This window comes from Paracoccus sp. P2 (assembly GCF_046335115.1).
GTDB lineage: Bacteria > Pseudomonadota > Alphaproteobacteria > Rhodobacterales > Rhodobacteraceae > Paracoccus > Paracoccus pantotrophus.
This window is the reverse complement of record NZ_JBGOSN010000002.1, coordinates 102,699-122,301: the sequence shown is the minus strand read 5'-3', so window position 1 is coordinate 122,301 and position 19,603 is coordinate 102,699. Positions and strand designations below refer to the sequence as shown.

The window sequence follows — 19,603 nt, the reverse complement described above, 5'->3', positions numbered from 1 at the left end:
GTCCACCATGAGCATCAATCTGACGAGTCGGGGGCTGACGAGGCGGGGCTTGCTGGCCGGCGCGGCGGGCGTGGCGGCGGCGGGGCTGATCCTGCCGCGCGGCGCGCGGGCGCAAGAGGCCAGGCGCGGCGGCAGGCTGCGCATCGGCCATCTGGGCGGGGCGACCTCGGACACGCTGGACCCGGCGACCTATGCTGCCGGCCCGGTGGTGACGGCGATGCTGGCGGTCTGCAACAACCTGGTCGAGATCGACGCCAAGGGCCAGGCCGTGCCCGAACTGGCCGAGTTCGAGCCCGATGCCGAGGCCCGGATCTGGACCTTCCGCCTGAAGGATGGCGTCACCTTCTCGGACGGGCGCAAGGTCACGGCGCGGGATGTGATCGCCTCCTTCGACCACCATCGCGGCGCCGATACCAAGTCCGGCGCCAAGGGCTCGCTGGAACAGGTCAAGGAGATCCGCGCCGATGGCGACAATGTGGTGGTGTTCGAGCTGACCTCGGGCAATGCCGATTTCGCCTATCTGACTTCGGACTATCACTTCGTCATCATGCCGGCGAACGAGGACGGCACGCTGGACTGGCAGTCGGGCCTGGGCACCGGCGGCTATGTGCTGGAGAATTTCGAGCCGGGCGTGCGCATCACGCTCAAGCGCCGCGACGATTACTGGAAGCCCGACCGCGCCTGGTTCGACGAGGCGGTGCTGCTGACCATCAACGACGCCACCGCCCGGCAGAATGCGCTGATGACCGGCGAGGTCGATGTCATCAACTCGCCCGACCTCGCTACGTTGCACCTGTTGCAGCGCCGTCCGGGCCTGCAACTGGTCGAGGTGACGGGGACCGCGCATTACACCATGCCGATGTTCTGCGACCAGGCGCCCTTTACCGATCCGAACCTGCGGCTGGCGCTGAAATACGCCATCGACCGGCAGGAGGTGCTGGACAAGGTGCTGCGCGGCCATGGCCAGATCGCCAATGACAGTCCGATCGCGCCGGCGAACCGCTTCTTTGCCGCCGACCTGCCGCAGCGGGCCTATGACCCGGACAAGGCGAAACATTACCTGAAACAGGCCGGCATGGAGGGGCTGAAGGTCGAGATTTCCGCCTCGGACGCGGCCTCGGTCGGGGCGCTCGACATGGTGCAGCTGTTCCAGCAATCGGCCAAGGCGGCCGGGATCGAGCTGACCGTCAAGCGCGAGCCGGACGACGGCTATTGGTCCAATGTCTGGCTGAAGAAGCCCTTCTGCGTCAGCTACTGGAACGGCCGCCCGACCGAGGACGACATGTTCAGCCTGGTCTATGCCCGTGGCGCCGAGTGGAACGAGAGCCACTGGGACAACGAGCGCTTCAACGAGTTGCTGCTGAAGGCGCGGGCCGAGCTGGACGACGGCCTGCGCGCCGAGATGTATCGCGAGATGCAGGGGCTGGTCTCCGAGGATGGCGGCACGATCATCCCCATTTTCGTGAACTATATCGACGTGGCCAATGACAAGGTGGCGCATGGCGAGGTGGCGTCGAACCGCTTCCTCGACGGCTGGAAGATCGTGGAACGGTGGTGGCAGGCATGAAGATCGCGGCAATCGGCGGCGGGGTCATCGGCGGCGGCTGGATCGCCCGCTTCATCCTCTCGGGGCATGACGTGGCGGTCCACGACCCCCACCCCGAGGCGCAGCGCATCGTCGGCGAGGTGCTGGCGAATGCCACCCGCGCCTGGGAAAAGCTGTTCCAGGCGCCGCTGCCCCGGCCGGGGCGCATCCTCTGGGCCGGCTCGCTGGCCGAGGCGGTCCGGGACGCCGACTATATCCAGGAAAGCGTGCCCGAGCGGCTGGAGCTGAAGCACCGCATCATCGCCGAGATCGAGGCCGCCGCGCCCGGGACGGCGCTGATCGGCTCCTCGACCTCGGGCTTCAAGCCGTCTGAGTTGCGGCAGGGGGCGCGGCATCCCGCCCGCATCCTCGTCGCCCATCCCTTCAACCCGGTCTACCTTCTGCCCGTGGTCGAGGTCGTGGGCGGCGGCGAGGCGGCGGATCGCGCCTGCGAGATCCTGGCGGCGGTCGGCATGAAGCCGGTCCGGATCGCGCGCGAGATCGACGCCCATATCGGCGACCGCCTGCTGGAAGCCGTCTGGCGCGAGGCGCTGTGGCTGGTCCATGACGGCATCGCCACCACCGAGGAGATCGACGACATCATCCGCTTCGGCTTCGGCCTGCGTTGGGCGCAGATGGGCCTGTTCGAGACCTATCGCATCGCCGGCGGCGAGGCCGGGATGCGGCATTTCCTGGGTCAGTTCGGCCCGGCGCTGAAATGGCCCTGGACCAAGCTGATGGAGGTGCCCGACCTCGACGAGGCGCTGATCGACCGTATCGCCGGCCAGTCCGACGCGCAGTCGGGCCGGCATTCGATCCGCGAGCTGGAGCGGATCCGCGACGACAACCTGGTCGGCATCTTCCAGGCGCTCAAGGCAAACGACTGGGGCGTCGGCCAGACCGTGCGCGCGCAGGAGGACGGCTTCTATGCCCGCGCGCCCACGCCTGCGACGGGCTATCCGCTGCGCATCCATCAGGCCTGCGTGACCGGCGGCTGGGTCGATTACAACGGCCACATGACCGAGTTCCGCTATCTGCAGGTGCTGGGCGATGCGACCGACGCCTTCCTGATCCATATCGGGCTGGATGCCGATTACCGGGCGCAGGGCCGCTCGGCCTATACGGTCGAGACCCATATCCGCCACCTGGCCGAGGTGAGGGCGGGCGAATTGCTGACCGTCGAGACCCGGCTGCTGGGCCATGACGCGAAACGCTTCCGCCTGCATCACGCCATCCTGCGCGAGGACGGCAGCGAGGTCGCGACCGGCGAGCATATGCTGCTGCATGTCGATACCGGCGAGGGGCGCGCCATCCCGATGCCGTCCGCGCTGCTGGAGGCGCTGGACCGGGTGGCCGCGCAGGACGGCGCGCCGCATCCTGATCATGCCGGCGCCGGCATCCGCCCGATCCGCCAGAAGGAGGCCACCGCATGAGCGCCGCCGAGGCCCGGCGGCGGCCCATCCTGCGGATGATCGCGGGCCGGCTGGGCATCGGGGTCTTTACGCTCTTCGTCATCTCGGTGCTGATCTTCCTGGCCGTCAGCCTGCTGCCCGGCGACATCGCCCAGCAGGTGCTGGGCCAGTCCGCCACGCCCGAGACCGTCGCGGCCTTCCGGCGCGAGCTTGGGCTGGATCAGCCGCTGGCCTGGCGCTATCTCGACTGGGTCGGCGGGGTGCTGTCGGGCGATTTCGGCCGCTCGCTGGCCAATGGCCGGCCGGTGGCGGATCTGCTGGCCGCGCGCCTGGGCAACACCATGTTCCTGGCCGCCTATGCGGCGGTGATCGCGGTGCCGCTGGCGGTGGGGCTGGGCCTGCTCGCCGCCCTGTGGCGCGGCAGCTGGTTCGACCGCATCGCCAATGTGGCGACGCTGTCGGCGATTTCCTTCCCCGAGTTTTTCATCGCCTATATCCTGATGTTCTGGCTGTCGGTCAGGATGGGCTGGTTTCCCTCGATCGCCGATCCCGGCGCCGCGCCGCGGTTGGGCGAGATGCTGGGCCGCGCCTTCCTGCCCGCGATCACCCTGGTCCTGGTAGTCACCGCCCACATGATGCGGATGACGCGGGCGGCGGTCGTCAACGTGCTGGGCGCGCCCTATGTCACCATGGCGCGGCTGAAGGGCGTGTCGCGCTGGCGCGTCGTCACCCGCCACGCCCTGCCGAACGCGCTGGCGCCCATCGTCAACGTGGTGGCGCTGAACGTGGCCTGGCTGATCACCGGCGTCGTCATCGTCGAGGTTGTCTTCGTCTATCCCGGCCTCGGCCAGCTGATGGTGGACAGCGTCACCAATCGCGACATTCCGGTGGTGCAGGCCTGCGCGCTGATCTTTGCCGCGGTCTATATCCTGCTGAACCTGCTGGCCGACGTTCTGGCGATCGCCACGAACCCCCGCCTGCTGCATCCGAGGTAAGGCCATGATCCGGATGCTGAAAACCATGCCGTCGACCGCGATCCTTGGGGTTCTGGTCATCGCCGCCTATGCGGTGATCGCGCTCTTCGCGCCGCTGCTGGCGCCCCATGCCGAGGCGCAGATCGTCGGCGCCCAGTTCGAGCCGTGGAGCGCCGCCTATCCCCTTGGCACCGACACGCTGGGCCGGGACATGCTGTCGCGGCTGATCTGGGGCGCGCGCAATACCGTGGGCGTGGCGCTGGTCACCACGGCGCTGGCCTTCGGCATCGGCGCCATTTCCGGACTGCTGGCGGCGGCGCTTGGCGGCTGGGTCGATCTGGCGCTGTCGCGGCTGGTCGATGTGCTGATGGCGGTGCCGGCGCTGATCCTGACGCTGCTGGCCTTGTCGGCGCTGGGACCGGGGGTGGCGAACCTGGTCGTCGTGGTGGCGATCCTCGATTCCACCCGGGTCTTTCGCCTGGCCCGCGCCACGGCGATGAACGTCATGGTGATGGACTATGTCGAGGCGGCGCAGCTGCGCGGCGAGGGCACCTGGTGGATCATCAGCCGCGAGGTGCTGCCGAACATCTCGGCGCCGCTGATCGCCGAGTTCGGGCTGCGCTTCTGCTTCGTGTTCCTGACCATCTCGGCGCTCAGCTTCCTGGGCCTCGGCCTGCCGCCGCCGATGGCGGACTGGGGCGCGATGGTGCGCGACAATGCGGCGCTGATCACCTTCGGCGACATCACGCCGCTTATGCCCGCCGCCTGCATCGCGGTGCTGACGGTCTCGGTCAATTTCGTGGTGGACTGGATGCTGCACCGCGCCTCGGGTCTGAAGGACTGAACCATGCTGCTGAACATCGAGAAGCTGAAGGTCGAGGCGCGGGGCGAGGAAGGCTGGACCCCGATCCTGCACGGCGTCGACCTGCAGGTCGCCCGGGGCGAAGTCGTCGGGCTGATCGGCGAATCCGGGGCCGGGAAATCCACGCTGGGCCTTGCGGCGCTGGGTTTCGCCCAGGGCGGGCTGCGCTTTGCCGGCGGGCGGGTGATCTTCGACGGCACCGACCTGCTGCAATTGCCCGAGCGCCAGCGCCGCGCCTTTCGCGGCCGCCGCGTCGCCTATGTCGCGCAATCGGCGGCGGCAAGCTTCAACCCGGCATGGCGGCTTCTGGACCAGTTCTGCGAGGGGCCGGCGATCCACCACACGGCGGACCGCGCGGAATCCGAAGCCTTCGCGCGCCAGCTCTACGCCGCCATGCACCTGCCCGACCCGGAGAATTTCGGGTTGCGCTTTCCGCATCAGGTCTCGGGCGGGCAGTTGCAGCGGGCCATGGTCGCCATGGCCATGGCCTGCAAGCCCGACCTGATCGTCTTTGACGAGCCGACGACGGCGCTGGACGTGACCACGCAGATCGGCGTGCTGGCGGCGATCCGGCAGGCGGTCGAGACCACCGGCACGGCGGCGATCTACATCACCCACGACCTGGCCGTGGTCGCCCAGATGGCCGACCGCATCAAGGTCATGCGCCACGGCCGCGAGGTCGAGGATGCGCCGACCCGCCGGATGATCGAGGCGCCGGCGCAGGACTACACCCGCTCGCTCTGGGCGGTGCGCGCGTTCCGCCGGCCGCCGCGCGCCCTGCCGCAGGCCAGCGCGCCGACGATCAGCATCCGCGAGGTGACGGCGGGCTATTCCGCGCTGGACGTGCTCAGCGAGGTCAGCTTCGACATCCCGCGCGGCGCCACCGTGGCGGTGGTGGGCGAATCCGGCTCGGGCAAGTCCACCACGGCGCGGGCGATCACCGGGCTGCTGCCGCCGCGCGCGGGCAGCATCGCGCTGAACGGCACGCCCCTGCCGCCGCGCTTGGCGCAGCGCGGGCTGGAACAGAAGCGGGCGGTGCAGATGATCTACCAGATGGCCGACACGGCGCTGAACCCGCGCCAGACCATCCGGCAGATCCTGTCGCGGCCGCTGCAATTCTACCTGGGCCTGACCGGCCGGGCGCGCGAGGCGCGGCTCAACGCGCTGATGGAGCAGATCGAGCTGGAGCCGGCGCGGTTTCTCGACCGCCTGCCGGGCGAGCTGTCGGGCGGACAGAAGCAGCGCATCGGCATCGCCCGGGCGCTGGCCGCCGATCCCGAATTCATCATCTGCGACGAGGTGACCAGCGCGCTGGACCAACTGGTGGCCGAGGGCATCCTGCGGCTGCTCAGCAAGGTGCAGGACGAAACCGGCGTCAGCTACATGTTCATCACCCATGACATCGCCACCGTCCGCGCCATCGCCGACGAGGTGGTGGTGATGAGGGGCGGACGGGTCATGGACAAGGGCCTGAAGGCCGAGGTGCTGGACCCGCCGCGCCATGCCTATACGCGGGAATTGCTGGCCTCGGTGCCGCAGATGGACCCGGACTGGCTGACGCGTCGTATCGCCGAGGGCCGCATCGCCGAGGGCGCGGCATGATCCGCGATCCGCAGGTGCTGGACTTCATCGCCCGGACCGAGGCCGCCTATCCGCCCGAGGCGAACGGCGCCAGCGCCGCCGACAACCGCCGCTTCTACGATGCGATGTGCGCCGTCTTTCGCGCCCCGCGCCCGCCGGGCCTGAAGGTCGAGGATCGCCGCATCGGCGGCGTGCCCTGCCGGGTCTATGGCCCCGAGACCCCCGTGGCCGTGGCCTATGTGCATGGCGGCGGTTTCGTGGTCGGCGGGCTCGACAGCCATGACGATGTCTGCGCCGAGATCGCCGATGCCACCGGGTTGCAGGTCGTCGCGGTCGATTACCGGCTGGCGCCCGAGCATCGCTGGCCGGCGCAGATCGCGGATGTGCAGGCGGTCTGGGACGCGCTGGACCGTCCCGCCGTCATCGCGGGCGACAGCGCGGGCGGGCTGCTGGCCGCCGCGCTTTGCCTGTCGCGGCGCGGGGCGCGGCAGCCATTGGGGCAGGTGCTGGTCTATCCCGGCCTGGGCGGCGACGGCAGCGCGCCCTCCTATCGCGAGAATGCCGAGGCGCCCCTGCTGCGCACCGAGGATCTGGCCGGCTATCACGCCGCGCTGCATGGCGAGGGGCCGGCCGATCCGCTGGCGCATCCCTTGCAGGCCGACAGCCTGGCCGGGCTGGCGCCGGCCTTCGTCGTCACCGCCGATGTCGATCCGCTGCGCGACGACGGGCGCGACTATGTGCGGCGGCTGCGGGCCGAGGGCGTCGCGGCGCATTGGCGCAACGAGCCGGAACTGCCCCACGGCTATCTGCGGGCCCGCCGCCACAGCGACCGCGCGCGGCGCAGCTTCCAGGCGATCCTGGCCGCGATCCAGCGGTTCGCCGGCCCGCCGCGCTGAGGGGCGATCCGCTGCGGGCTTGACATCCCGCCCCCCGGCACGAATGCCATGAGAGAGCCATGAGAGAGGGGGATCGCCATGCAGCGCAAACGGGTCACGCTGGACGAGGTCGCGCGGATCGCCGGCGTGTCGCGCGCCACCGTGTCGCTGGTGGTGCGCAAATCGCCCCTGGTCGCCGATCACACCCGCGAAAAGGTCGAGCAGGTCATGGCAGACCTGGACTATGTCCGCGACATCGGCGCCGCGCGGCTGCGCAACAACAGCAGCCGCACCGTTGGGGTGATCGTGCCGAATCTGGTGAACGCGTTCTTCACCGAGTTCCTGGCCGGGGTCGAGCGGGTGATGGGCGAGGACGACCGGGTCGTGCTGCTGGCCAACAGCCAGGACGATCCCCGGCGCCAGGAGGGCATCCTGCAACGCTTTCGCGGCCATGGTGTCGATGGGGTGATCCTGTGCCCGGCGGCGGGGACCGATCCGGGCCTGCCCGCGCGCATGCGCCGCTGGGGCCTGCCGATGGTGCAGTCGCTGCGCGAGATCGACCGGGGTGCCACCGATTACGCCGGCGCCGACTATATCGAGGGGGTGCGGCTGGCGGTGCAGCACCTGGTCGGCCTCGGCCGTCGCCGCATTGCCTTCCTGTCGGTCGGCGCCCGCACCTCGGCGCGCGAGGAGCGGCTGGCCGGCTTTGCCCGCGCCCTGGCCGAGACCGGCGCCGAGGATGCCGGTATCGTCGAGGCCGACCTGACCTGGGAGGGCGCGGCGCGCTCGGCCGCCGAGGTGCTGGCGCTGCAAAGCCGGCCCGAGGCGGTGCTGTGCTTCAACGATGTCCTTGCCGCCGGTCTGATGCTGGGCCTGCGCCGCGCCGGGCTGGAACCGGGGCGCGACCTGGGCGTGGTCGGCCTGGACGACCTGCCGCTGGCCGAGCTGACCTATCCGCCGCTGACCAGCGTCGCCATGGACCCGGCCGGGATCGGCGCTGCCGCCGCGCGCCTGCTGGCCCGGCGGCTGGCCGATGCCGGCGCGCCGGTCGAGCGCGCGATCCTGGCGCCGCGGCTGGTGATCCGGGAAAGCAGCGGGCGGGAAGCGGGTTGACTTTTGCATTTGCTTCTTTTAGATCGTTCTAAATAACAGGAATCGACGCATCCGCAGGGGAGGGCAGATGTATCAGTTCAATTTCCAGCCGGTTTTCGGCAATCTCGACCTGCTGCTTTACGGCGCCTGGCTGACGGTGCGGCTGTCGCTGATGGCCATGGTGCTGGGGCTGGTCGTCTCGGTCCTGGGCGCGGTGGCCAAGACCTCGGGCATCCGGCCGCTGCGCTGGCTGACCGATGTCTATGTCGAGGTGATCCGCAACACGCCGTTCCTGGTGCAGATCTTCTTCATCTTCTTCGGCCTGCCCGCTGCCGGTATCAGCCTGTCGCCGAACACCGCCGCGCTGGTGGCGCTGGTGGTCAATGTCGGCGCCTATGGCACCGAGATCATCCGGGCCGGCATCGAATCGATCCCCCGCGGCCAGATCGAGGCCGGCCGCGCGCTTGGCCTCGGCCCCGCCCAGATCTTTCGCTATGTCGTGATGATCCCGGCGCTGCGCAACATCTACCCCTCGCTGACCAGCCAGTTCATCTACCTGATGCTGACCTCCAGCGTGGTCTCGGTCATCTCGGCCAACGACCTTGCCTCGGCCGGGGCGGACCTGAACGCCCGCACCTTCGCCAGCTTCGAGATCTACCTGGTGCTGACGATCCTGTATTTCCTGCTGGCGCTGGGGTTCTCGACCCTGTTCGCCGCCATCCGCCGCGCCTTCTTCACCTATCCTGCGAGCCGCTGAGATGATCCGCGAATTTTCCTCTGCCGACATCCTGTTCATCGTCTCGGCCGTCCGCTGGACGCTGATCCTCTCGGCCATCGCCTTTCTTGGCGGTGCTATCGGCGGGCTGGCCGTCGCGCTGGCGCGGACCGCGCAGGGCCGGCTGCCGCGCCGGATCGCGGCGGGCTTCATCCAGGTCTTCCAGGGCACGCCGCTGCTGATGCAGCTGTTCCTGGTCTATTTCGGCCTTGCCGTCCTTGGCCTGCCCATCGACCCGCTGCTGGCCGCCGCCGTCGCGCTGACGCTGCATGCCAGCGCCTACCTGGGCGAGATCTGGCGCGGCGCCATCGAGGCGGTGCCGCCGGGCCAGACCGAGGCGGCGGTGGCGCTGTCGCTGTCCTACCGGGACCGGATGCGCCATGTCGTCCTGCCGCAGGCGCTGCGGCTGGCGACCGCGCCGACCGTGGGCTTCCTGGTGCAGCTGATCAAGGGCACCTCGCTGGCCTCGATCATCGGCTTCACCGAGCTGACCCGCGCCGGGCAGATCATCAACAACGCGACCTTCAAGCCGTTCCTGGTCTTCGGCACGGTGGCCGCGCTTTATTTCGTCCTGTGCTGGCCCCTGTCGCTTCTGGCCCGGCACATGGAGGCGCGCATGCGGCTGGCGATCACCCGCTAGAGCCCCGCGCAGAGGATTTCACGGAGGAGGAAACCATGAAACTGAACCGTCGCATCTTTACCGCCCTGGCCGCCGGCGCGCTGGCCATGGGGCTGGCCCCGCCCGCAAGCGCCGCCGATCTTGACGCGGTCAAGAATGCCGGCACCGTCAGGGTGGGCATGCTGGTCGATTTCCCGCCCTTCGGCATCCAGGACGCCTCGGGCAAGCCCGATGGCTATGATGCCGACGTGGCCAAGGCGCTTGGCGAATTCCTGGGCGTGCAGGCGCAGATCGTTCCGGTGACCGGGCCGAACCGCATCCCCTATCTGCTTTCGGGCCAGGTCGATGTACTGGTCGCCTCGCTGGGCATCACCGAGGAGCGGGCAGAGAAGGTCGACTTCTCGAAACCCTATGCCGGGATCAGCATCGCCGTCTATGGCGACAGCGGGCTGGAGATCGCCGCGCCCGAGGGGCTGGCGGGCCAGTCCCTCGCCGTCGCCCGCGCCTCGACCCAGGACACCGGCGTCAGCGCGGTTGCGCCGCAGGGCACCGACATCCGCCGCTTTGACGACGACGCCAGCGCGGTGCAGGCGCTGATGTCGGGGCAGGTCAGGCTGATCGGGCTGTCGAACGTGGTGTTCTCGCAGGTCTCGACCGTCGCGGGCGACCGTTTCGACAAGAAGTTCGACCTGTCGAGCCAGGTGCAGGGCATCGCCGTTGCGCCGGGGTCGGATGCGCTGCTGGAACAGGTCAACGCCTTCGTGGACCAGGCGAAATCCGACGGCACGCTGGACCAGATCCATCAGAAATGGCTGGGCGAGCCGCTGCCCGATTTCGTCAAGAACGCCCAGTGACGCGCGCCGCGCGGCCGTGCCCCGGCCGCGTGCCATCCCAGGGGAAAGCCACATGACCGAACATGCCATCATCATGCGTGCCGTGAACAAGTATTACGGTGCCTATCACGCCCTGGTCGACATCGACCTGACCGTGACGCGGGGCGAGCGCATCGTCATCTGCGGGCCCTCGGGCTCGGGCAAATCGACGCTGATCCGCACCATCAACCAGCTGGAGCCCATCGAATCCGGCACCATCATCGTGGACGGGGTGGAGCTGACCGCCGGCGGCGAGAACGTGGCCCGGGTGCGGCAGGATGTCGGCATGGTCTTCCAGTCCTTCAACCTGTTCCCGCACATGACCGTGCTGGAGAACTGCGTCCTGGCGCCGATGAAAACCCGCAAGATCCCGCGCGCCGAGGCCGAGGCGACGGCGCGCAAATACCTGGAGCGGGTGCGCATTCCCGAACAGGCCGACAAATATCCGGCCCAGCTTTCCGGCGGCCAGCAGCAGCGCGTCGCCATCGCCCGCGCGCTGTGCATGAAGCCGCGCATCATGCTGTTCGACGAACCGACCTCGGCGCTGGACCCGGAAATGGTCAAGGAGGTGCTGGACACCATGATCGACCTCGCGCGCGAGGGGATGACCATGCTTTGCGTCACCCATGAGATGGAGTTCGCCCGCGCCGTGGCCGACCGGGTGATCTTCATGGACAAGGGCGTGATCGTCGAGGAGAACGCGCCCGACCAGTTCTTTGGCAATCCCCAGAACGAGCGGTTGCAGAACTTCCTGGGCCAGATCGCATGACCCGGCCGCGCATCCTGGCCCTGGCCGAGCTGAAGCCGCAGGACATGGCCGACCGGCTTGCCGCCGAATACCGGGTGATCCGCGACATCGGCGATGCGGCGGATGTCGAGGCGGTGCTGACCGCCGGCAATGTCGGGATCACGGCGGCGCAGATGGCGCGGCTGCCGGCGCTGCGGCTGATCGCGGTGAACGGCGTCGGCGTCGATGCCGTCGACCTGGCCGAGGCGCGGCGGCGCGGCATCGCCGTCACCACCACCCCCGACGTGCTGTCGCTGGCCGTGGCCGAGATGGCGCTTGGCCTGGCCCTGGCGGCGGGGCGCCGGATCGCCGAGGGCGACCGTTTCGTGCGCGCCGGCCAATGGTCCTCGGGCGGCAAGCTGGGCCTCGGCCTTTCGGTGCTGGAGCGGCGGGCTGGCATCCTGGGCTATGGCCGCATCGGGCGCCGGCTGGCCGACCTGCTGCGCGGCATGGGGATGGCGGTGCTCTATACCGCCCGGCACGAAAGGCCGGACGCCCCGGACGGCTTCCGCCCCGATGCGCTGGCGCTGGCGCGGGATTGCGAGTTGCTTTTCGTCACCGCCGCCGGGGGCAAGGATACGCGCGGCCTGGTCGATGCCGGCGTGCTGGCGGCGCTCGGCCCCGATGGCGTCCTGGTCAATGTCGCTCGCGGCCCGGTGGTCGATGCCGGGGCGCTGGCCGCGGCGCTCCATGCGGGCGCCATCGCCGGGGCGGGGCTCGACGTTTTCGACGATGAGCCGAACGTGCCGCAGGCGCTGCTCGATGCCCCGAATTGCGTGCTGACCCCGCATATCGGCTCGGCCACGGCCGAGGCGCGGCGCGCGATGGCGCAGCTGGTGCTGGACAATATCGCCGCCCATTTCGCCGGCCGGCCGCTGCCCACCCCCTACGAGGCCTAGCATGCGCTATCTTTGCATCGGCGAGCCGCTGGTCGAGTTCACCGCCCGCCGCGATGCGCCCTCGACCTTCGACCGGCGCGCGGGCGGCGACACGCTGAACAGCGCCATCTATCTGGCGCGGCTCTTGCCCGCCGGCTCGGTCGGCTACCTGTCGCGACTCGGCGACGACGCGATGAGCGCCTGGCTGCGCGGCGTCATGGCCGAGGAGGGGGTGGCCGATCTGTGCGCCACCGAGCCGGGCGGCCGGCCCGGACTGAGCTTCATCTCGACCGATGCGCGGGGCGAGCGCAGCTTTCTTTACTGGCGCGAGCAGGCGCCGGCGCGGCGCATGTTCGATGATGGCGACATGGCGCTGGGGGCCGTGGCCGAGGCCGGGACGGTGCTTCTGTCCGGCGTCACGCTGGCGATCCTTTTGCCCGAAAGCCGCGAGCGGCTGCTGGCCGCGCTGGAACGGCGGTTGGCGGCGGGGGGGCGGATCGTGCTGGACACGAACTACCGCCCCGCCCTTTGGCCCGATGCCGCCACGGCGCGCGCGGTGATCGGCCGTGCGGCGGCGCTGGCGACGCTGGTCCTGCCCTCGCTGGACGACATGGCCGGTTGTTTCGGCATCGCGGACCCGGCCGGGGCAATGGCGGCCCTGGCCGGGCTGGGCGGGGCCGAGATCGTGCTGACCACCGGCGGGGGCAAGGTGCTGCGCCGCCCGCCCGGCCAGGACCGCATCGAGCCCCATCCGCTGCCCCCGATGGTTGCCGCGGTCGATACCACCGGCGCCGGCGACAGCTTCAACGCCGGCTGGCTGGCCGCGCGCGATGCCGGCCTGCCGCCGGTCGCGGCCGTGACCCTTGCCGCCCGCCTGGCCGCGGTCGTCGTCACCCATCCCGGTGCGGTCATCCCGCGCCCCGCCATGCCCGATCTGGGCCTGGGGGTGGCGACATGAGTGCCGCATTCGATCCCGAGGCCGCCGCCCGCGCCCTGCTGGCGGTCCATGGCGCTGCGCCGCGCCTGCCGGGCCTGGTCCCGCCGCCACCCGATCCCGACGCGGCCTATGCGGTGCAACGGGCGGTGATCCGTGCGCTAGGCGGCGGTGCCTGGAAAATGGCGTTGCTGGCCGGCCGCGACCGCCATGCCGGGGCGCAGCCGGGGCGGGGGGTCGTCCGCTCGGACGCCCTTTTGCCGCCGCTGCCGGCCGATGCTTGCATCGAGGTCGAGACCGCCCTGATCCTTGGCGCGGACCTGCCCGCCGGTGCGACAGCCGCTGCCGCGGCGGACGCCATTGCCGAGGTGCGGCTGGCCTTCGAACTGGTCGCCCCGCGGCTTGCCGACCGCGGGACGGTGCTGCCGCTGGAACTGATGGCCGATGGTTTCGGCTCGGCCGGGATCGTGCTGGGCGATGTTTTGCCCGATTGGCGCGACGGCATGACCGGCCCGCTGGGGATCGCGCTCTGGCTGGACGAGCGCCGGGTCGCGGTCCCGGAGACCGCGGCGAGCCTAGCCGAGGCGGTGGATTTTCTGGCCTGGCTGGCCGGTCACGCGGCGGCGCAGGATCTGCCGCTCTGCCAAGGCGACGTCATCATCACCGGCGCCCGGATCGGCCCGCTGCCACTGGACGGTGCGCGGACCGCGCGGGCCCGCGCCGGCGGGGCCGCGGTCTCGGCCCGGTTCGCCGGGCCCTGAATCAGCGCGTCAGGATGGGCGCGGGCCGGTAGCGCCCGTACAGATGGGCCGGCGCGGCGGCAGCCAGCCGCTCCAGCCGGTCCCGCACCCGCGCGCATCCCTGCGCGGCCAGGATCTCGAACGGGCCGCGCGGGAAGTTCAGGCCCAGTTTCAGAGCCGTGTCGATGCCCTCCTGCGTCGTGCCGCCCTCGGCCAGAAGCCAGCCGGCCTCGTTGACCAGCGTCGCCTCGATGCGCCGGACGATGGCCGCGGCATCCTCGGGGGCGGGGCCGGGCTTTTCCGGGTAAACGAAGCCCCGGCCGGTCTTGCGCCCCAGAGCGCCCGAGGCGACCTGCCGCCGCGCCGCCTCGAAGACGTGATAGCGCGGGTGGCCATCCATCGCCGCGGCAAGGCTTTCGGTCGCGGCCAGGTTGATGTCGGCGCCCACCAGGTCGATCAAGCCGAAGGGGCCCAGCCGATAGCCCGCCGCCAGCATCGCCGCGTCGATCTCGGCCGCGCTGCGGCCCTCCTCCAGCAGCGCCAGCGCCTCGCCGTAAAAGGGCCGGGCACAGCGGTTGACGATGAAGCCGGGCCGGTCTGGGCACGGGATCACGGTCTTGCCCGCCGCCTCGGTCAGGCGCCGGGCCCGCTCCAGCGCTGCCGTGCCGGTTCCGGGATGCGCCACCAGCTCGACCAGCTTCATCACCGGTGCCGGGTTGAAGAAATGCAGGCCCAGCAGGCGCTGGGGTTGCGAAAGCCCCTCGGCCATGGCGGCGACCGACAGCGACGAGGTATTGCTGGCCAGCACCGCATCGGGCGCCAGCACCGATTCCAGTGCCGCGAACAGGGCGCGCTTGACCTCCATGCGCTCGACCACCGCCTCGATGGCCAGATCGGCGGCGCCCATGGCCTCGGGGCCCTCGACGACGGTGATGCGGGCCAGGGTCGCGTCCAGATCGGCTTGCGCCAGCTTGCCGGCCTGGACCCGAGGCGCAAGGCCGGCGCGCAGCCGCTCCAGCGCCGTTTTCCGCGCGTCCGCCGCGGCATCGGTCGCCAGCACGGCAAAGCCGGCGGCGGCATAGGTCTGGGCGATGCCGAGGCCCATCGTGCCCAGGCCGATGACGGCAATGGTGGTCATGTCGGAAACTCCGCGCTGCATCCCATGGACATCATGCCATCGGCAAGAATCATTTCAAGCTTGAAATTTTAAACTTGAAACGAATCCGATTTGCTGGCAGCTTTTCCCCAACAGGCCGAAAAGGCGCAGGGAGGTGAGCGATGAAGATCTTGTGTATGGGCGGTGGCCCGGCTGGACTGTACTTCGCCATTTCGATGAAGCTGCGCGATCCCTCGCACCAGATCACCGTGCTGGAACGCAACAAGGCCAACGACACCTTCGGCTGGGGCGTGGTGCTGTCGGACGACGCGCTGGGGCGGATGCAGCAGAACGACCCCGCCAGCACCGAGGCGATCCGCAGCCATTTCGCCTATTGGGACGATATTGCCGTGGTGCATGACGGGGTGCGCACCGTCTCGGGCGGGCATGGCTTCGCCGGCATCGGCCGCAAGCAGATGCTGGTCCTGCTGCAAGCCCGCGCGCGCGAGCTGGGGATCGACCTGCGCTTCGAGACCGAGTTCCGCTCGGCCGAGGAATACCGCCGGGACTACGACCTGGTGGTGGGCTGCGACGGCATCAACAGCCTGGTGCGCAGCGAATATGCCCAGGTGTTCCAGCCCGATATCGACACCCGCCGCTGCAAGTTCGTCTGGCTGGGCACGCATCAGAAATTCGATGACGCCTTCACCTTCATCTTCGAGCGGACCGAGCATGGCTGGGTCTGGGCGCATGTCTACCAGTTCGACGGCGACACCGCGACCTTCATCGTCGAGACCCTGCCCGAGACCTGGGAGAAGCTGGGCTTTGCCGACATGTCCAAGGAGGAATCGGTCGAGACCTGCCGCAGGATCTTCGAGCGCCATCTGGGCGGCCACGCGCTGATGTCCAATGCCGCGCATCTGCGCGGCTCGGCGGTCTGGATCCAGTTTCCGCGGGTGATCTGCGAACGCTGGTATCACGAGAATGTCGTGCTGATGGGCGATGCGGCGGCGACCGGGCATTTCTCGATCGGCTCGGGCTCGCGGCTGGCCTTCGACAGCGCCATCGCCCTGGCCGAATACCTGCATTCCGAACCGACCATGCAGCGCGCCTTCGAACGCTATCAGGAAGAACGCCGCGTCGAGGTGCTGCGCCTGCAATCGGCCGCCCGCAACAGCCTGGAATGGTTCGAGCAGGTCGAGCGTTACCTGGACATGGAGCCGCTGCAATTCGCCTATTCGCTGCTGACCCGTTCGCAGCGCATCAGCCATGAAAACCTGCGCCTGCGCGACCCCGAATGGCTGGGGCAGGCCGAGGACTGGTTCCAGGAACGCGCCGGCGGGCGCAAGGGCCGGCGGCCGATGTTCGCGCCCTTCCGTCTGCGCGACATGGCGCTGGAAAACCGCATCGTCGTCTCGCCCATGGCGCAATACAAGGCCGTGGACGGCTGCCCGACCGACTGGCATTTCGTCCATTACGCCGAGCGCGCCAAGGGCGGCGCCGGGCTGGTCTATACCGAGATGACCTGCGTCTCGGCCGAGGGGCGGATCAGCCCCGGCTGTCCCGGCCTCTACGCGCCCGAACACGAGGCTGCCTGGACGCGGATCGTCGATTTCACCCATGCCGAGACACGGGCCAAGATCTGCATGCAGATCGGCCATTCCGGCCGCAAGGGCTCGACCCAGCTGGGCTGGCAGGATGCCGACCGGCCGCTGGCCCAGGGCAACTGGCCGCTGATCTCGGCCAGCGCGATCCCGTGGCAGGACGGCAATGCGGTGCCGAAGGCCATGGACCGCGCCGACATGGACATGGTGCGCGACCAGTTCGTCGCCGCGACCCAGATGGCGGCGCGGGCGGGCTTCGACATGGTCGAGCTGCATGCGGCGCATGGCTATCTGATCTCCAGCTTCATCTCGCCGCTGTCGAACCGGCGCGAGGACGACTATGGCGGCAGCCTGGAAAACCGCATGCGCTATCCGCTGGAGGTGTTTCGGGCGATGCGCGCCGTCTGGCCGGAGCAAAAGCCGATGTCGGTGCGCATCTCGGCCAATGACTGGGTGGGCGACGAGGGCGTGACGCCCGAGGAGGCGGTCGAGATCGCCCGGATGTTCGCCGATGCCGGCGCCGACATCATCGACGTCTCGGCCGGGCAGACCAGCACCGGGGCGCGGCCCATCTATGGCCGGATGTTCCAGACCCCGTTCAGCGACCGCATCCGCAACGAGGCCGGGCTCGCGACCATGGCGGTGGGCAATATCACCGAGGCCGACCAGGTGAACGGCATCCTGCTGGCCGGCCGGGCCGATCTGGTCTGCCTGGCGCGGCCGCATCTGGCCGATCCCTATTGGACCTTGCACGCCGCCGTCGAGGCCGGGGACGAGGCCGCAGCCTGGCCCTTGCCCTATCTGGCCGGCCGCGACCAGGCGCTGCGGCTGCGCAGCCGCGCGCAGGAGGCGATCCGGGCATGACGGCGATGGCGGGCAAACGGGTGCTGATCACCGGGGGGGGCACGGGCACCGGCGCCGATCTGGCGCGCGCCTTTGCCGGGGCCGGGGCCGAGGTGGTGATCTGCGGCCGCCGCAAGGCACCGCTGGAGGCCGTGGCCGAACGGACCGGCGCCCGCGCCCTGACCGCCGACGTGACCGACGAGGCCAGCGTCAGGGCGCTGTTCGCCGAGGCCGGCCCCTGCGACATCGTCATCGCCAATGCCGGGGCGGCGGACAGCGCGCCGCTCAGCCGCACCACGCTGGAGCAGTGGAACGCCATGCTGGCGGTGAACCTGACCGGCACCTTCCTGACCTTCCGCGAGGGGCTGGCGCAATTGCCCGGCTGGGGCCGGCTGATCGCCGTGGCCTCGACCGCCGGCCTTCGCGGCTATGCCTATGTCGCGCCCTATGCGGCGGCCAAGCATGGCGTGGTCGGGCTGGTGCGCAGCCTGGCGCTGGAGGTGGCGCGGCGGCCGGTGACGGTCAACGCGCTGTGTCCCGGCTTTCTGGATACCGAGATGACGGCGCGTTCCATCGCCACCATCATGGACAAGACCGGCAAGAGCCGGGATCAGGCCCTGGCCGCGCTGACCGCGACCAATCCGCAGGGCCGGCTGATCCAGCCCGCCGAGGTCAGCGCCGCGGCGCTGTGGCTGTGCGGGCCGGGCTCCGAGGGGGTCAACGGCCAGGCCATCGGTATTTCGGGGGGCGAGGCATGAACGATCCGCTGTCCAAGCGCCGGCTGAAGCTGTGGATCCGCCTGCTGGGCGTCACCCGTGCGGCCGAGGGGCAGCTGCGCGAGTTCCTGCGGGTGCGGCACGACACCACGCTGCCGCGTTTCGACGTGATGGCCGCGCTCTATCGCCGGCGCGAGGGCGTCACCATGACCGAGCTCAGCCGCATGTTGCTGGTCTCGAACGGCAATGCGACGGCGGTGGTGGACCGGCTGGAACGGGACGGGCTGGCGCGGCGCGAGCCCTCGGAAACCGATCGGCGCACCGTCTTCGTCAGCCTGACGCCCGAGGGGCTGGCGGCCTTCGAGGGTTTCGCCGCCGATCACGAGGCCGAGGTGAACCGCATCTTCGCCGGCCTGACCGAGGAGGACATCGAGTTGCTGACCGAGATCCTGAAACGCATGGGGGGCGCGAAATGACCGAGCTGGCCGGGCTGAAGCCGCAGCATTTCATCTGGGAGGTGCGGGACCGCATCGCCACCATCCGCCTGAACCGCCCCGAGCGCAAGAACCCGCTGACCTTCGACAGCTATGCCGAGCTGCGCGACACCTTCCGCGCGCTGGTTTATGCCCGCGACGTGGATGTCGTGGTTCTGGCCTCGAACGGCGGCAATTTCTGCTCGGGCGGGGATGTGCATGACATCATCGGCCCGCTGGTCGGCATGGACATGAAGGGGCTTCTGGCCTTTACCCGCATGACCGGCGATCTGGTCAAGGCGATGATCGGCTGCGGCAAGCCGGTGATCGCGGCGGTGGACGGGATCTGCGTCGGCGCCGGCGCGATCCTGGCCATGGCCTCGGACCTGCGGCTGGCGACGGCGCAGGCGAAATGTGCCTTCCTGTTCACCCGCGTCGGGCTGGCCGGCTGCGATATGGGCGCCTGCGCCATGCTGCCGCGCATCATCGGCCAGGGGCGGGCGGCCGAACTGCTTTACACCGGCCGGGTGATGGGCGCAGAGGAGGGCCATGCCTGGGGTTTCTGGAACGCGCTGCATGACGCGGACGCGCTGGAGGCCGAGGCGCAGGCGCTGGCGCGGCGGCTGGCCGCGGGGCCGGTCTTTGCCCATGGCATCACCAAGACCCAGCTGAACCAGGAATGGAACATGGGGCTGGAACAGGCCATCGAGGCCGAGGCGCAGGCGCAGGCGATCTGCATGCAGACCCGTGATTTCGAGCGCGCCTATCGGGCCTTCGTCGCCAGGGAAAAGCCGGTGTTCGAGGGCGACTGAAGCCGGGGGCTGTCTGCCCCGTTGTCCATTGGTCCTCGGAGCAATGGCGGGCTCAATGGACAACCTCCGAGGA

The 19,603-nt window shown here is 69.8% G+C and carries 19 protein-coding genes; 18 read left to right on the top strand and 1 reads right to left on the bottom strand.

Annotated features, from left to right (window positions below; all coding sequences use genetic code 11):
* Positions 1-7 precede the first annotated feature (7 nt).
* The 14 genes from ACDP63_RS01755 (at position 8) to ACDP63_RS01690 (ending at position 14,007) form a co-directional block, all read left to right on the top strand.
* Positions 8-1,567: an ABC transporter substrate-binding protein gene (locus ACDP63_RS01755; RefSeq protein ID WP_028710254.1), complete on the top strand. Its 1,560-nt coding sequence runs from the start codon at positions 8-10 to the stop codon at positions 1,565-1,567.
* Positions 1,564-3,018, top strand: coding sequence for a carnitine 3-dehydrogenase (locus ACDP63_RS01750; RefSeq protein ID WP_028710255.1), 1,455 nt, complete (start codon positions 1,564-1,566; stop codon positions 3,016-3,018). Before ACDP63_RS01755 ends, ACDP63_RS01750 begins: the two co-directional genes overlap by 4 nt.
* Complete coding sequence (locus ACDP63_RS01745; RefSeq protein WP_024843788.1) at positions 3,015-3,992, top strand: ABC transporter permease; 978 nt, start codon at positions 3,015-3,017, stop codon at positions 3,990-3,992. The genes ACDP63_RS01750 and ACDP63_RS01745 overlap by 4 nt, the downstream gene beginning before the upstream one ends.
* Positions 3,993-3,996: 4 nt before the next feature.
* Complete coding sequence (locus tag ACDP63_RS01740) at positions 3,997-4,815, top strand: ABC transporter permease (RefSeq protein ID WP_024843787.1); 819 nt, start codon at positions 3,997-3,999, stop codon at positions 4,813-4,815.
* Between the two features lie 3 nt (positions 4,816-4,818).
* Positions 4,819-6,435 carry an ABC transporter ATP-binding protein gene (locus ACDP63_RS01735; protein ID WP_028710256.1) on the top strand — a complete coding sequence of 539 codons (1,617 nt, stop codon included), beginning with the start codon at positions 4,819-4,821 and terminating at the stop codon, positions 6,433-6,435.
* Positions 6,432-7,310 (top strand): alpha/beta hydrolase, encoded by an 879-nt coding sequence (locus ACDP63_RS01730; RefSeq protein ID WP_024843785.1) that lies wholly within the window; start codon positions 6,432-6,434, stop codon positions 7,308-7,310. The genes ACDP63_RS01735 and ACDP63_RS01730 overlap by 4 nt, the downstream gene beginning before the upstream one ends.
* 78 nt (positions 7,311-7,388) lie before the next feature.
* Entirely contained in the window at positions 7,389-8,402 is a 1,014-nt protein-coding gene (locus tag ACDP63_RS01725) for a LacI family DNA-binding transcriptional regulator (RefSeq protein ID WP_051419605.1), read from the top strand.
* A gap of 67 nt (positions 8,403-8,469) precedes the next feature.
* A complete protein-coding gene (locus tag ACDP63_RS01720) occupies positions 8,470-9,138 on the top strand; it encodes an amino acid ABC transporter permease (RefSeq protein ID WP_024843783.1) in 669 nt (222 codons plus the stop codon).
* A 4-nt stretch (positions 9,139-9,142) separates the two neighbouring features.
* Positions 9,143-9,796 carry an amino acid ABC transporter permease gene (locus ACDP63_RS01715; protein ID WP_369007990.1) on the top strand — a complete coding sequence of 218 codons (654 nt, stop codon included), beginning with the start codon at positions 9,143-9,145 and terminating at the stop codon, positions 9,794-9,796.
* Positions 9,797-9,831: 35 nt separating this feature from the next.
* Positions 9,832-10,629, top strand: a complete 798-nt coding sequence (locus tag ACDP63_RS01710; protein ID WP_024843781.1) for a transporter substrate-binding domain-containing protein — start codon at positions 9,832-9,834, stop codon at positions 10,627-10,629.
* A 52-nt stretch (positions 10,630-10,681) separates the two neighbouring features.
* Positions 10,682-11,416 (top strand): amino acid ABC transporter ATP-binding protein, encoded by a 735-nt coding sequence (locus tag ACDP63_RS01705; protein WP_114669251.1) that lies wholly within the window; start codon positions 10,682-10,684, stop codon positions 11,414-11,416.
* The gene (locus ACDP63_RS01700) at positions 11,413-12,333 is read left to right on the top strand and encodes an NAD(P)-dependent oxidoreductase (RefSeq protein WP_028710259.1); all 921 of its coding nucleotides are present in this window, start codon (positions 11,413-11,415) and stop codon (positions 12,331-12,333) included. The genes ACDP63_RS01705 and ACDP63_RS01700 overlap by 4 nt, the downstream gene beginning before the upstream one ends.
* A 1-nt stretch (position 12,334) precedes the next feature.
* Entirely contained in the window at positions 12,335-13,270 is a 936-nt protein-coding gene (locus tag ACDP63_RS01695) for a sugar kinase (RefSeq protein WP_024843778.1), read from the top strand.
* The gene (locus ACDP63_RS01690; RefSeq protein WP_028710260.1) at positions 13,267-14,007 is read left to right on the top strand and encodes a fumarylacetoacetate hydrolase family protein; all 741 of its coding nucleotides are present in this window, start codon (positions 13,267-13,269) and stop codon (positions 14,005-14,007) included. Before ACDP63_RS01695 ends, ACDP63_RS01690 begins: the two co-directional genes overlap by 4 nt.
* A 1-nt stretch (position 14,008) precedes the next feature.
* Here ACDP63_RS01690 and ACDP63_RS01685 read toward each other — a convergent pair whose 3' ends face one another.
* The gene (locus ACDP63_RS01685) at positions 14,009-15,124 is read right to left on the bottom strand and encodes a 3-hydroxyacyl-CoA dehydrogenase (RefSeq protein ID WP_024843776.1); all 1,116 of its coding nucleotides are present in this window, start codon (positions 15,122-15,124) and stop codon (positions 14,009-14,011) included.
* 140 nt (positions 15,125-15,264) lie between these two features.
* On the opposite strand from ACDP63_RS01685, the gene ACDP63_RS01680 reads away from it, so the two are divergent.
* The 4 genes from ACDP63_RS01680 to ACDP63_RS01665 are packed head-to-tail and all read left to right on the top strand — an operon-like array spanning position 15,265 to position 19,530.
* On the top strand, positions 15,265-17,550 hold the full coding sequence (locus ACDP63_RS01680) for a bifunctional salicylyl-CoA 5-hydroxylase/oxidoreductase (protein ID WP_028710261.1): 2,286 nt from the start codon (positions 15,265-15,267) through the stop codon (positions 17,548-17,550).
* Positions 17,547-18,287 (top strand): SDR family NAD(P)-dependent oxidoreductase, encoded by a 741-nt coding sequence (locus ACDP63_RS01675; protein ID WP_024843849.1) that lies wholly within the window; start codon positions 17,547-17,549, stop codon positions 18,285-18,287. Before ACDP63_RS01680 ends, ACDP63_RS01675 begins: the two co-directional genes overlap by 4 nt.
* On the top strand, positions 18,284-18,721 hold the full coding sequence (locus ACDP63_RS01670; protein ID WP_024843848.1) for a MarR family winged helix-turn-helix transcriptional regulator: 438 nt from the start codon (positions 18,284-18,286) through the stop codon (positions 18,719-18,721). Before ACDP63_RS01675 ends, ACDP63_RS01670 begins: the two co-directional genes overlap by 4 nt.
* Entirely contained in the window at positions 18,718-19,530 is an 813-nt protein-coding gene (locus ACDP63_RS01665) for an enoyl-CoA hydratase family protein (protein ID WP_024843847.1), read from the top strand. The genes ACDP63_RS01670 and ACDP63_RS01665 overlap by 4 nt, the downstream gene beginning before the upstream one ends.
* The last annotated feature ends 73 nt before the right edge of the window (positions 19,531-19,603 follow it).